Below are 14,447 nucleotides of genomic sequence, written 5' to 3' on the forward strand. Positions count from 1 at the left end.
AAGAAGAATTATGGAGAATGAGATAGTTAATAAAGTTGCAAATAGCAAATTAGAAGTTTTTGATTTAGAAGATTATTTTCCAAAAGAAGAGATAATAGCTTTAGATATATCGCAATTGCTTTTTGAAGGTTTTATTTTGAAAGAAAAAGATTTTCGAGATGAACTAAAAAAGTATAATTGGTCACAATATTCAGGAAAAGGTGTTGCTCTTTTTTGTAGTTCAGAAGCTATTTTACCAGCATGGACTTTTGCGTTAGTGGCTGCATATTTACAACCTTTTGTAAAAAATAGTGTACACGGAAGCATTAATGATTATTTACTGCTCGCATATAAAACCTCACTAGATGGTTTGGATTATAGTATTTATACTGAAAAGCCATTAATTTTAAAAGGATGTGCTAAAAAGCCCGTTCCTCAGCAGATTTATACCTTAGCTATCCAAAAATTAATCCCTTTTGCTAAGAGCATTATGTTTGGTGAGGCATGTTCTGCAGTGCCATTATTTAAGTCAAAATAATGTATTTCAACCATAAAAAATACCATTTTAACTGAATTTTTATTCTTTGTTTGTAAGTTTTTATATATTAATTGTGTAAATTAGCTATATTTATAAAGGAATAGAAATGAAAAAGTTACTCTTATTATTATCATTTACTACTTTAAGTGTCTTTTCTCAGAAGACTGAAGGAGAGTTAATTAATACTACTTCTGCTGCTGAAGCAAAGGCTAGAGACACAACTAATATGGGTTGGAAAAGAGGAGGTAATTTTGTATTACTTTTCAATCAATCAGCTTTCAATAATGAATGGTTAGGAGGAGGAACTTCAAACATTGCTGGTAACGCAGGTTTAAATTATGATTTTAATTATAAGACACCAGAATTGATTTGGGATAATAAATTCATTGCTGCTTATGGTATAAATAAATTAAAAGGACAGGAAACTACAAAATCTGATGATCGTTTAGAATTTACTTCATTATTAGGTAAAAAAGCAAAAGGATATTGGTTTTATTCAGGTTTTTTAAATTTTAAAACTCAAATGGATGCTGGTTTTGTAAAGCTTACAGATCCTTTAACTAACGAAACAATTTTTGTAAAAAACTCTCATTTCTTTTCTCCTGCATATTTACAAGCTGGACCAGGTATGTTGTGGAAAAAAAGTGATAATTTAAAAGTAAATTTTGCACCAGCTACTTCACGTTTAATATATGTTCACAAGCATTTTACAGAGTTTGGATCTGCTTTTGGTGTGGAACAGGGAAAATCATCACGTTTTGAATTTGGAGCAGCTTTAAACGGGTATTATAAATTCAATATCATGGAAAATATTTCTATGGAAAATATATTGAATTTATATTCAAATTATTTGGAGAAACCACAAAATGTGGATATTGACTATCAAATGAATTTGGTTATGAAGATTAATAAATACATTTCTACTAATGTAGCTTTTCAAGCTATTTATGATGATAATGCTATTGGAGCATTTCAAATTAGAGAAGTATTAGGCTTAGGATTTAATTACGGATTTTAATTACCAACTTAAACTATTAACCACCATGGTAAGAAAAAAGTATAAAATGGCCTTATGGTCATTGGTGCTATCTACCGTAACATTAACGGTTTTAGCATCGAGTTTCTTACTTACCAAAACAACTTTTGGTAAAAATTTGAACTTTTTCAATTCTTCTGAGTTGCAATCTGATTTAGAGATGTCTTATATTGAAATTGAAAAACTGATTAGTGAAAAAGAGTTTTTAATGCGAGAGCTAAAAGTACAATTAGAAAAAGTACAAACATTAAAGACAGAAAATGATTCTCTTAAATCGGAACTTGATGTAAAATATCAACAAATTGAAGAGTTAATTCTTAAAATTGAATCATTAGAAAATGATGTTTCTAAATTAATGGCTTTAAAAAGAGAATTAGTTAAGGCAAAAAAGCAATATGAAATAAAACCTGCTGAAAACCCTCCTTTAAATAAAGAAAGTATTGTAGAAGAAATAATCGTTTCAAATGAAGAAAGTAATGATATAATTGATTCTGCATTTGACCAAACTTCAATTAGCGAAGAAGATAATGAATCACCTGTTAAAGATATTGTTAGAGAATATGAAGGAAACGTTAGACTCTTAAATTCTAGTGTACAAACGTATCATAAAAAAGAATCAGGACTTAAAAAGGAAACGACAAATGCATCTAAGGTGAATAGTTTGGAACTACAATATACTTTATATGTTGACAAGAGTAATGATAAAAGAAGAACAGATTTTTATGTTCAAATTTTTGATACTAACAATAAAAATGTGGGAAAAACAAAAACTCTTTTTATTGATGATAAGGAACTAGTTTACAGTTTTAAATCTAATGTGGAATATGTAGAACAAGTTAGTCAAGTACAAGAAGAATTTTCTACAGAAGGTCTTAGTTTGCACAAAGGGGTTTATTTTCTGAATATATTTAGTTCAAAAGGAAAGTTGCTATGTTCTAGAAGTTTTAAACTAGACTAATGTTAATTAATAAAAACAAAAAACTGGATTTAAATCCAGTTTTTTGTTTTTATTAGTATAGTGGTCTTTGTTATTTTAGGACTCAGACTCATTATCATTTTCAACAGCTTCTTTGTATTCAGGATAAAGAAATTTATTATATGGAAAACGAGTTATGTGAATTTCTCTAACAGCTTCATATACTTTTTCTCTAAATTCTTCAAAATTTAACTTATCGGTTGCTGAAATAAACAAAGTATTGTTTTCTCCCATTTTATTCATCCAAGTTTGTTTCCAATCTTCAAGTGTAAAATATTTAGATGTTTTTTCAAGACTTATGTCATTTTCATCAAAATAAACCGATTTAAAGGCATCAATTTTGTTGAAAACCATTATTGTGGGTTTGTCACTACTTTTAATATCTTTTAATATCTCATTAACAGATGCAATATGATCTTCAAAATCAGGATGAGAAATATCTACGACATGCAACAATAAATCAGCCTCTCTAACTTCGTCTAAGGTGCTTTTAAAAGACTCTACTAGTTGCGTGGGTAGTTTTCTAATAAAACCAACAGTATCACTTAAAAGAAACGGTAAATTTCTTATAACGGTTTTTCTAACTGTTGTATCTAGTGTTGCAAAAAGTTTGTTTTCAACAAATACATCACTTTTCCCAATGGCATTCATTAATGTAGATTTTCCTACATTGGTATAACCAACTAAAGCAACTCTTACCATTGCTCCACGATTACCTCTTTGAACAGCCATTTGTTTATCGATAGTTTTAATTTTTTCTTTCAATAATGAAATTCTATCACGAACAATACGTCTATCGGTTTCTATTTCTGTTTCTCCTGGTCCGCGCATCCCAATACCACCTCGTTGACGTTCTAAGTGAGTCCACATTCCTGTAAGACGAGGTAATAAATACTGACATTGTGCTAATTCTACCTGCGTTCTTGCATAAGAAGTCTCTGCTCGTTGTGCAAAAATATCTAGAATAAGATTAGTTCTATCCAAGACCTTACAATCTAATTCTTTTGTTATGTTTTTTAACTGAGAAGGGGTTAACTCATCATCAAAAATAAGGGTTGTTATATCATTATCTTTTATATAATATTTGATTTCTTCTAGTTTACCAGTTCCCACAAAAGTTTTCGGATTTGGTTTATCCATTTTTTGTGAAAAGCGTTTTACAACTTCTCCGCCAGCAGTATAAGTTAAGAATTCCAGTTCGTCTAGATACTCTCTTAATTTTTCTTCATCTTGATTTTGAGTAACAATTCCTACAATAGCCGTTTTTTCAAATTGATGTTCTATTTTTTCTAACATAGTCTTTCTTTAACTTTACAAAGGTAAAGATTATTTAGTATAAAAAACGCCCAGAATTTCTGGGCGTTAAATGATTAAATATGATTTAGAAAGACAAGAGGGAATATTTTATAAAAAACTCGTCTTTAAAAGTAGTTTATACTTGTTAATTTTACGTTAAGAAATGTATTTTTGAATTTTTTCCAAAAGGGAAAAGTATTTTTTAGCAAAAAATTCAAACATGAAATATTATAGAACTTCCATCATTTTTATTATTTTAAATATTTTTTTTATTTCTAATTTATTTTCTCAAAGTCCAGACGTTGACTATAATGAAAAAATTAAAAAGTATTCTATCTCCAGTCCAGATGTGTATTCGTTTGAAAAGTTGAATTTAAATCCTGTAAATCATTTCGTTGGGAAGGCAAATATTTCAGTGCCTATATTCACCATAAAAACAGGAAATATTGAATATCCAATAACTTTAAATTATGATACTGGCGGTATTAAAGTTGATCAAATTGCATCAAATGTAGGTTTAGGTTGGAGTCTTTCTAGTGCTATGATAACTAGAACAATTCAAAATGCAAATGATTTTGATAATACTGGAGATCTCCAAAATCCAGATTATTCAAGTTTACCTCAACTAGAAAGTCAAAAAAATTATCAAGCATTTCAAAATAATGGTTATACTTCAAAAACTGGCTATTTTTTACAAAAAACAAATAATACAAAAATGGATGAAAATCATAAACAAGTAGATTTTCTCCCAGATATTTACAATTTTTATTCTCCAGAATTTAAAACAAAATTTTTCTACGAAGATATAGGTATTCCCGTTGAAATGGAACCAAAAGGGACATCGATTCATGGAGTGACTGATTTGCAAAAAATCCCAACAAATAGAGGTTATTTTGCTAGTAATTCTTGGCATTATAATCACAACTTATATACAAAAGATTTTTTTAATTTTACTATTGTGTCTAATAATGGAATAAAATATTCATTTAATGATTGTGATTTTTCCTACAATGAACAATTTCAAGTAGGTACAGCTAATAATTTTGTTAATAATTCTTATGAAAAGGTTGATTCACCAGCACAAATATCTGCATGGCATATTTCAGAGATTTTAGATAGAAATTCTGAAAAAAAAATTAATTTTATATATGAGACCACACACTCAAATACTAACGGTTCTAATAATAGTGGCTTTGATTTTAAAGCCTCACAAATGTCATACTCTTATACGACCATTCCAGATTTACAGGATTTGAATAATTGTCATTATTATGCTCCATGGAATGATTTTACAAATGGATATCTACTTTCTGCTTCTGCTCGAGTAGATGTTGTGAGAAAAATATTAAAGAAAATCGTTTTTGATGAAGGATCGATAGAATTTAATTATAATCATGAAGGAATAGGTGGTCCAGGAATTGCAAGAATGGACGTTGCAAATGGTAGTTTTATTACTCAAATTTATGTGAAAGACAAACATAATGAGATTATAACATCATTTAATTTGAATTACGATAAATTTCAATCAGACTACAATGTAGGTGAGTTTAATCCTTTTAACGAATACAGTAGTTATAGATATACTCGTTTAAAATTAGTATCTATTGAGGAAGTTGGTAAACCTGCTTATGAGTTTGAGTATGATGAAAGTATAAAATTACCTCCAGTGAATTCATTTTCAGTCGATTTTGCGGGTTATTACAATAATTCTAATGATATTACAAGTAATACTGATTTAATTACTAATAAAAAACACCCTCAACTATATTATTACCCAAATCAATTTGAAAAATCATTATTACCTTTTCCAATTACTGGAATGAGTTATACAACAATTCCAGGTCATTTTAATAGACAAGCAAATAATTTTTCAAAAGCTTGGAGCTTAAAGAGAATAAAATATCCTACAGGAGGTTATTCGGAATTAGAATACGAGTCTAACAGTTTTAAGGTTTTTAATCAAGAAGTAAATGGTGGTGGAATTAGACTAAAGAAACAAATTTTAAAAGATGAAAATCTAAATATTGTCAAAGAAATGAATTATTCTTATGAAAATATTGATGGAATTGCATCTGGAACTTTATTTTCATATCCATACTTCGGACACCCTTTAAATCAGTTCTTCAATTCATATTTATATTATAGTCAAGATTATGAAATCGATCCTATTTTTGACCCTCAAAACCCTACTCCTCCCAATCATCCTTTTGATACAGATCATTGGAAACTTTTTGATAAGAGTAATCTTTTAGAGGATATTACATCAGGTAGTTTTGTAGGATATTCTAAAGTTACAGAAATAGAAACAGGTAACGGTAAAAAAGAATTTACATTCACTTCAAATAACTTATCTGGGTTTGAGAATGAAATAGTACGGTATGATGCTGATAATGCATATGTTAATATTATAAATTTTCCCAGCTACAATTATTGTATGAATGATTTTTTAATAACAAATAGTGCTTTTGGAGCTAATATTTTTACAGATAATTCCTATAAAAGGGGAAAGCTCTTGTTAGAGAAAGTTTATGATGAAGATGAAAATTTAATTAAAGAAATTGAGAATGAATATCAAGATAATGTTTATACTACATTAACATTTAAGCAACCTACTAGTAAGCAAAGGCATACTCAAAATGTGGAGAAAACTATGAAGTTTATAACTATGAAGAAAAAATATAGAGCCTCAAGTTTTTTACCCATAAAGAAAACAGTTCGTACATTTAGCAATAATGAAGAAATTAATTATTTATATAATTACACTTATAATTCAGATGGATTAGTTAAAACTATTGAAAAACTAGTAAACGGAGGAGAAGTTAATAAAACTGAATATTATTATCCAACAGATGTTGTTGATTTAAATAGTTTGCCAGGAACTACAATGAATTTAAACGATTTATCTATGTATCAATATTTAGTAAGTCCAAAAAATAATAGATCAGCAAAAATCCAAATTAATAATTATTTAGGAAGTAATCTTTTGTCTACTTATAGAGAGACATATAGGATTTTTAACCCTGTAACTAATTATCAAAGCACTGTTACACCTAATGAAGTTTATGCATCTAAAGCAAATGGACCTTTAGAAAGAAAAATAAGATATAATAAATATGATGATAAGAATAATTTAATTGAATATACAATAGAAAATGATAAAGCCGTGTCGTTGATTTGGGGCTATAACAAAACCCAACTCGTTGCTAAAATAGAAAATGCTACTTATGCTTCCCTACCAACGAGTATCATTCAAGGCATAGAAACCGCTTCAAATGATAATGATGAAATGGAACTCTTACTCGCTTTAAATAATTTAAGAACTGCATTACCCAATGCAATGGTGACTACCTACACCTACAAACTATTAGTAGGAGTCACTTCTATAACCGACCCGAGAGGCTATATAACTACTTATCAATATGACGATTTTAATCGTTTGGAGTCTATAAAAGATGCAAATGGGATAAAGGTTTCAAAGAACGAATATCATTATAAAAACTAAGACAAGATGAAGAAATTATTATACATACTAATGCTAATTCCTGTTTTTGTTTTTGGACAAAGCTTAGATAAAAATTTTATTAAGACAACAATTTACAACTATGAATCTCCAAATCCTAATAATGTAGTTAATTATTTATATGAGGATTATAATTTAAATATTGATTTATCCACAAATGACGCTCAGGCTTTTTTCACTGATTATGGAAATGGTTTTATAAATATAAACATTACAGATGATTTATTAACTGTTGAATTTAATTCAATATTTAATAGTTATGGGAGCGTTAATACTATGTCGCAAACATCGTTTTTAGAAACAAATATACCTTTGCCTAATATAGTATTAGGTAACTTAGACTGTGGCGTTAATTTTTTAGGTTTGATTAAAGTTTCAGTATTGAATAATATGCTTTATTTAGAAGATAATTATTCATATAATTATGGAGATATTAATTCATTTAATGGCATCTTTACTTATCCTTTAAGTGAGTTTGCAGGAATTACTGGTCCTGAGTCAAGATTGACCGAAAGTATTACTTACTTTGATGGACTAGGAAGGCCTATTCAGCAAATTGCTCACAAACAGTCTGCAAGTGGTAAAGACATTGTAACTCATATAGAATATGATGCATTTGGTAGACAAACCAAAGAGTATCTACCCTTTATAGCCTCAACAACCCCTTCATTAGATATTAAACCAAATGAAGTAGTAAGTTTTTATGGTTCTAATAATGTGACTTTAACAGGGAATCCTAATTTTGAAACTACAACAAATCCTTATAGTGAAAAGGAATTAGAAGCTTCACCTTTAAGCAGAGTGTTTAAACAGGCAGCACCAGGAAATGCATGGGCAATGAGCAATGGTAAAGAAATAAAGTTTGATTATCAGACTAACATTGCTAATGAAGTAAAATATTTTAAAGCTATAGCAAATTGGGAGGCTACCTTAGGATTATATGATATTTCTTTAAGTAATCTAGGTTATTATAATGCTAATGAACTTTATAAAACCATTACCAAAGACGAAAATTGGTCAGCAACACAAGCCAATATAAATGACCATACCATTGTAGAGTTTAAAAACAAGCAAGGACAAGTCGTTTTAAAAAGAAGTCATAATCAAAACAAATGGCATGATACGTATTATGTGTATGATGATTATGGGAACTTAACTTATGTTTTGTCTCCAGAGATTAACACTTATCCCATAGAGCAACAAATTTATTCTTTTTCATATATTGGATTTGGAGACTTAGAAACAGTATATAGTCACCCTACACAAGGATGGTCAAATGATGGAGACCTTAGTATAGATAATAACCAACTATATTTTTATTTTCAAAGTTATGATAATGCAAATGTTCCATTAAATACTAGCAGTATTGCCATAAATTTAGCAGCTATTGGTTTTAATGTTATTTTACCAGATATGCAATTAGGTCCAGTAACTATTAAGTTAGCAGATGGGACTTATTCAGATACGCACTATTCTGCTTATATTCAAAATGGGAATATTTATTTAACTGGAGATGGTACGATTGCAAAGGAGGTTCATATGGATTTTCAAGTAGATCTTAATACGATTACAGGTCCAGCTCCTACATCGGTAAGTGTTGATGACATCAACAAACTAGGCTATCAATACAAATATGATTCTAGAAATAGATTAGTCGAAAAGAAGCTACCAGGAAAAGACTGGGAATATATTATATATGATAAACTAGATCGTCCTATTTTAACCCAAGATGCTAACTTAAAAACACAAAACAAGTGGTTGTTTACAAAATATGATGCTTTTGGAAGAGTTACTTACACTGGTATATGGACAAATCCAACACCCAACCAATCAAGAGCAACAGTTCAAAATACAGTTAATAGTCAAACCACACCAGTTTGGTTCGAAACCAAATTAGTGAACCCAATTACCATAGCAGGTACAAGTATATATTACAGCAATACTGCTTTTCCAAATACATTTCAAATAGATGAAATAGAAATTCTAACTATTCAATATTATGATAATTATGAAATAGGTAACCAAGTTGCGTTTAATCCTGCAAATGGCTCTGGAACATGGGAAGGGATGACAGCAGTAGCTAATGTAAAAGGATTGCCTACAGTTTCAAGAGTAAAAGTATTAGAGACAAATAATAGCTGGATAACTACAGCTACTTACTATGATGCAAAAGGAAGAGCGTGGGAAACACATGTTAAGAATGACTACCAACTCTCTGAAGACTGGACTTTAATGAAGCTAGATTTTATAGGAAAGGTTTTAAAAACACAAACCAGTCATACAAAAAACGGAACTACTACAACTATCATAGACACTTTTACTTATGATCATGCAGATAGACTTTTAACTCAAGTACAAAAAATAAACACACAACCAGAACAGTTGATTGTTAAAAACACTTATGATGAGTTAGGTCAATTAATCAAGAAAGGTGTTGGAAATACAGAAAGTACTCCCTTACAAGAAGTAGATTATGCTTATAATATAAGAGGTTGGTTAAAAGATATAAATAATATGGGGCATTTAGGCAATGATCTTTTTGCCTTTCATTTAAATTATAACGAACAAGATACTCCTTATACTTCTGCTGGAGCACCAGGAACAGCTCTTTATAATGGAAATATTAGCAGTACCAACTGGACCACTAATAATAATTCTACAGCAGTAAAATCCTATTATTATAGTTATGATGCCTTAAACAGGTTAAAAACAGCTTATTCTGCGGAAAATGATGTAACTAATAATAAGTATCTTGAAAACATACACGGTTACGACAGAAATGGTAATATTTTAGGTTTAAATAGACAAAGTCAAAATCCGACTAATCCAAACAATGGAATAGGAATTGATTATTTAACATATACCTATGATGCCAATCAATTAAAAGGAGTAAAAGATAATTATGGACTTTCTGCTAATGGAATAGAAGGATTTAAAGATGGTAATACTGTAGGAGATGATTATGAGTATGATGCAAATGGGAATATGGTTGTAGATAACAATAAAGGGATTACTTCCATTGAATACAACCACTTAAATTTACCCACTAAAATTGAATTTGCAAATCAACTAGGATCTCCGAAGCTATTGTACAAATATGATGCTACTGGAACAAAAGTAGAAAAAGTAGTAATGAGTTCTAGCCCAACAGTAACTACAGCTTACGTAGGAAATTATATTTACGAAAATAATGTACTACAATTTTTCTCACAACCAGAAGGTTATGTATCGCATAATAATGGTGCTTTTTCATATGTATTCCAGCACAAAGACCATTTAGGCAATGTGAGACTATCATATGCAGATGCTAACAATGATGGTGCCATTACTTCAGGAACAACCGAGTTGTTTTACGATGGTTTTGAAAATGGTAGTGGTTGGGAAAGTACAAGTCATGGAGGATATAATACTCTTACTGCTTATGACAACAATAAAAAACACACTGGTAACTTCTCTGGTAAAATAGAGAAATTAACTACAGGAGAAATAGTTGTACAGCAAAATAATTGGGTAGCTATAAATATAACGCAACCCACAGAATTTATTTTCTCAGCATGGGTTTATAGTGATAATCCTAGTGCAGATTTATATTTATTCCAAAATATGGATGTAGATCAAGGGTATGGCTATAGAAATGAATATGTAAGAACTACTCAAAAAAATAGATGGGTCTATATCGAAAAGAGAGTAACAGTACAACCAGATATTACCCGATTATCCATAAGAATAGATAACAATGGAGGAGGAACAGTATGGTTTGATGATGTAAGTTTAAGACAGGTAAATCCAAATACAGAAATTGTAGAAGAGAACAACTACTATCCTTTTGGATTAAAACACAAAGATTCAAATAATTTACTTAACTTAGCTACAGCTAATGCAGTGGCTCAGAAGTACAAGTACAATGGGAAAGAGTATCAAGACGAGTTAGGACTTAATTTCTACGATTATGGGGCGAGAAATTATGACCCTGCAATAGGCAGATGGATGAATATTGACCCATTAGCAGAGAATTCTAGAAGATGGACACCTTACAACTATGCTTATAATAATCCAATATATTTTGTTGATCCTGATGGGATGCAAGCTGAAGGTTGGATTGAGGATAATATTACAAAAGAAGTGAGATATGATCCGAATGTAACTAGTCAAGAGAATACTCCTTTTGGATCAACTTTCCTTTGTATGGAGTGTTCTTTTTCAGATTTACCTCTTCATAATTTTAATGGTATAGAATATATTAAAGGTGATAATTTAAATGCAGATGGTACTCGAAATTCAGTAATACAATTAAATGAAGTTGTGGTGGGAGTAGATGACAATGCGTTAGATCCATCAACAATTGGACAAAATCTCTTTGGTCTTACATATCCTGGTGGAGAAAATCCAAGAACGTATGCTGGAGATTATGATTATACATATGTTCCTTACGACTTGTCTGAATATCCTGCAATTGGTCATGATAGAAGATATGATAAACTTAATATTCAAGGAGCATCTGGACTATTTACAGACACAAGAGCAATTGGTGCTGATTTTAGATTTGTAAAAGAAGAACTAATAATTGCTTCCAATACATTTCTACCTCTTAAAACTCGAATTAACGCTGGAGTTTTAGGTATCGGTTTAGGATTATCTGCACTACCAAAAACTATAGTAAAATTATCTTCTTCGCAAGGTTATATGCAAATTCAAATGTGGTACCATATTTCAAATGCAGGGGTAACAAATCAACCTGATAAAAAATAAATTCATGAAAAAATCGAAAATAAAAATTATCCTATCAATAGTTATATTTTTTTGTATTGTAGTCATTTGGTTTGGGATAAATTTTGCACCAGGAAGTTATAACAATATTATAAAATATGAATTTAACTGTTCTGAAGATGAATTAATAAGTAAGATTAATAAATTAAGAGAAATAGAACCGAACCTTAAGATTCCTAAAAGCTATAATTTAATAGAAGGAAGAAAAAACGACAAAGATTACTGGTATCATTTTTATGTTTTTTATAAAGAAGATCAAGAAATTCTTAACTGTTGGCTTAGATCAAATTCAGTAACTAGCACTAGTTTAGCTTTAGTGTCAATAAGAAATAAATATGGAGAATGGAAATTACTAGATAAAGATTTTAATAGTTCTGAAAAGGAAATTGAGAAAAAAGAATTTGAAAGACGTTTTATAAATAAATTAAGAAAACAGTAGACAAAAGATGAAACCTTGTGTATCAGATTTAGTGATAACAAAATTTGTCCAAGCTGTAGTTCCAATAATATTATTAAAAATGGTTTTACAGCCAATAAAAGACAATAATTTATTTGTAAATTATGTAAAAAGAGACTCCTTTCTCCTGCATGAATCCTATCGTATCGCGTGGTAATTACTAAAAAACAGAATTAAGCCACTCGTTAGAGTGGTTTTTTAATATGAGGAAAACTTAGCATCAAAGAAAAAACTTGTTTATGTAACGATATTATTCGCTTCACAATTCAATGATTTAGTATTTTAAGTCTTAGATTTGTTGTGAATTAGGTAATGGGGGCGTTTTATTATAAATCCATAAAGTATGTTTAAAATGTCATTCAGTTCAGCTGTATCTACTTTTGTAGATAGTAGGAAGTAAATTTGCAACTTGATTTTAATGTGGTGTTATTTTACAATAATAGAATTTTTACAGAATAATTCTTCAATTTTTTCTAACATAGTCTTTCTTTAACTTTACAAAGTTAAAGATAATTTTGCATAAAAAAACGCCCAGAATTTCTGGGCGTTTTTATGATTATTGAAATTATAATTATTCTTCTATTTTAATATTATCAACTTCCCATGTTCTAGAAGCAGATGCAGTTGAGGTATATTTAAAAGCTAAATAAACATTGCTTCCTGTATAAGAAGAAAGGTTAATTGGTCCTGAGTTTGTCCAAATAAAGCTCCCAGTGTTTGTGTCTAAAGTAGCTGATAAATCTGTCCAAGTTGCCAAGTTTGGATTACCAGAACCAACATAATTTGTTGATATTTTCACTTCTAATAGATTTCCAGTAAATCTTGAAGCTGTTTCAAAAGTAAGAGTTGCAGTTGAAACAGTACTTAAGTCTATTGCTGGGGAAATCAACCAATCTTCATTTACATTATTAGCTCCACCACTATAACCACTAATAGCTGCAGAAGGAGCTGGATTTCCGTATGTAGCTAAGTACCACTGTTGTGCTCCTGATACGCTATAATTTGTCCAGTTAGAAAAATTAGTGTCAAAAGATTCCTCAAATAATGGAACAATTCTAGGATTGTTAAGTTGTACATCGTTTAATGTTCTTATTAAGAATTGATAAGTAGAACCATATTTTGTTAAAACTCCTCTTATTTTACCATTCCCTTCTGGGACTTTCTCACCAGCGAAATTAGCATATTCACTTGTTCTTAATAGTATTGAATTACCATCTTGATCTACTATTGAATAATTTGTTCCTGAACCAGCAGTGTTATTTGCGTCAAAATAAGTTTTTCCGATAGCAGAGTTTGAAAACTGAACATTATCAAATTCAATTAATTTATGCAAATAGTTTATGTTAGATGCTTCTGCTAAAGTAATATGATGAACCAACTCATCTTCATTTATTTTCTCACATGAACGGAAAATTTTATTTTTATACTTTTCTAAGGCTATGCGACCAATATCGTTACCAAATAATTCACCAATTTGTAAATCATCGGTATAATCATCTTCCATAAAATGGAGATTGGTTAAATCAATATAAACTTTACGACCTGGTTCATACATATTAAACAAGTTGTACTCATTTACAGGAACAGTAAAACCATACTCATTGTTATTATCGTCAAAAGCAACCATTGAAATGGATTTGTAGAAATTACCTCCTTCGTCAGACGAAGTAACATAAGCCTCTAAAATATTTCCATTAGCAATATTCCATAGTTGAGGACTAGCAGTTGCTAAATTTGAAACATTTTGAATGCTTATATCAGCAGACATTGTTACACATTCACCAGATAAATCTGGAGTATTGTAATCGTCACCCGTTACGCAACTAGAAAAAGTTGCAAAAAGAGCTGTTGTTAAGATTATTTTTAAATTCTTCATAG

9 protein-coding genes are annotated in these 14,447 nt (G+C 29.8%); 7 read left to right on the forward strand and 2 right to left on the reverse strand.

Annotated elements, in window-relative coordinates; all coding sequences use genetic code 11:
• The first annotated feature begins 10 nt into the window (after positions 1 to 10).
• From ACULEV_RS17655 to ACULEV_RS17665, 3 genes are all read left to right on the forward strand, one after another.
• A complete protein-coding gene (locus tag ACULEV_RS17655; RefSeq protein ID WP_445456367.1) occupies positions 11 to 517 on the forward strand; it encodes a DUF2480 family protein in 507 nt (168 codons plus the stop codon).
• A gap of 106 nt (positions 518 to 623) precedes the next feature.
• On the forward strand, positions 624 to 1,535 hold the full coding sequence (locus tag ACULEV_RS17660; RefSeq protein WP_445456368.1) for a DUF3078 domain-containing protein: 912 nt from the start codon (positions 624 to 626) through the stop codon (positions 1,533 to 1,535).
• A 46-nt stretch (positions 1,536 to 1,581) separates the two neighbouring features.
• Entirely contained in the window at positions 1,582 to 2,511 is a 930-nt protein-coding gene (locus ACULEV_RS17665; RefSeq protein ID WP_445456369.1) for a hypothetical protein, read from the forward strand.
• Positions 2,512 to 2,586: 75 nt separating this feature from the next.
• Here ACULEV_RS17665 and hflX read toward each other — a convergent pair whose 3' ends face one another.
• On the reverse strand, positions 2,587 to 3,825 hold the full coding sequence (gene hflX, locus ACULEV_RS17670) for a GTPase HflX (RefSeq protein ID WP_445456370.1): 1,239 nt from the start codon (positions 3,823 to 3,825) through the stop codon (positions 2,587 to 2,589).
• Between the two features lie 220 nt (positions 3,826 to 4,045).
• On the opposite strand from hflX, the gene ACULEV_RS17675 reads away from it, so the two are divergent.
• Genes ACULEV_RS17675 through ACULEV_RS17690 form a run of 4 tightly spaced genes read left to right on the forward strand, consistent with a single transcriptional unit; the run spans position 4,046 to position 12,659 of the window.
• Entirely contained in the window at positions 4,046 to 7,327 is a 3,282-nt protein-coding gene (locus tag ACULEV_RS17675) for an RHS repeat domain-containing protein (protein ID WP_445456371.1), read from the forward strand.
• 6 nt (positions 7,328 to 7,333) lie between these two features.
• Positions 7,334 to 12,094: a DUF6443 domain-containing protein gene (locus ACULEV_RS17680; RefSeq protein WP_445456372.1), complete on the forward strand. Its 4,761-nt coding sequence runs from the start codon at positions 7,334 to 7,336 to the stop codon at positions 12,092 to 12,094.
• 4 nt (positions 12,095 to 12,098) lie between these two features.
• Entirely contained in the window at positions 12,099 to 12,551 is a 453-nt protein-coding gene (locus ACULEV_RS17685; RefSeq protein ID WP_445456373.1) for a hypothetical protein, read from the forward strand.
• A 15-nt stretch (positions 12,552 to 12,566) separates the two neighbouring features.
• Positions 12,567 to 12,659 carry an IS1/IS1595 family N-terminal zinc-binding domain-containing protein gene (locus tag ACULEV_RS17690; RefSeq protein WP_445456374.1) on the forward strand — a complete coding sequence of 31 codons (93 nt, stop codon included), beginning with the start codon at positions 12,567 to 12,569 and terminating at the stop codon, positions 12,657 to 12,659.
• Positions 12,660 to 13,140: 481 nt separating this feature from the next.
• Here ACULEV_RS17690 and ACULEV_RS17695 read toward each other — a convergent pair whose 3' ends face one another.
• Positions 13,141 to 14,445: a DUF5689 domain-containing protein gene (locus ACULEV_RS17695; RefSeq protein ID WP_445456375.1), complete on the reverse strand. Its 1,305-nt coding sequence runs from the start codon at positions 14,443 to 14,445 to the stop codon at positions 13,141 to 13,143.
• Positions 14,446 to 14,447 lie beyond the last annotated feature (2 nt).

It is taken from the genome of Flavobacterium sp. HNIBRBA15423 (genome assembly GCF_052655965.1).

Excerpts from the sequence above, each read along its gene's own strand:
- ACULEV_RS17675 (WP_445456371.1), top strand. The coding sequence starts at position 4,046 with ATGAAATATTATAGAACTTCCATCATTTTTATTATTTTAAATATTTTT.
- ACULEV_RS17665 (WP_445456369.1), top strand. The coding sequence starts at position 1,582 with ATGGCCTTATGGTCATTGGTGCTATCTACCGTAACATTAACGGTTTTA.
- ACULEV_RS17695 (WP_445456375.1), bottom strand. The coding sequence starts at position 14,445 with ATGAAGAATTTAAAAATAATCTTAACAACAGCTCTTTTTGCAACTTTT.
- hflX (WP_445456370.1), bottom strand. The coding sequence starts at position 3,825 with ATGTTAGAAAAAATAGAACATCAATTTGAAAAAACGGCTATTGTAGGA.
- ACULEV_RS17680 (WP_445456372.1), top strand. The coding sequence starts at position 7,334 with ATGAAGAAATTATTATACATACTAATGCTAATTCCTGTTTTTGTTTTT.
- ACULEV_RS17655 (WP_445456367.1), top strand. The coding sequence starts at position 11 with ATGGAGAATGAGATAGTTAATAAAGTTGCAAATAGCAAATTAGAAGTT.
- ACULEV_RS17660 (WP_445456368.1), top strand. The coding sequence starts at position 624 with ATGAAAAAGTTACTCTTATTATTATCATTTACTACTTTAAGTGTCTTT.
- ACULEV_RS17685 (WP_445456373.1), top strand. The coding sequence starts at position 12,099 with ATGAAAAAATCGAAAATAAAAATTATCCTATCAATAGTTATATTTTTT.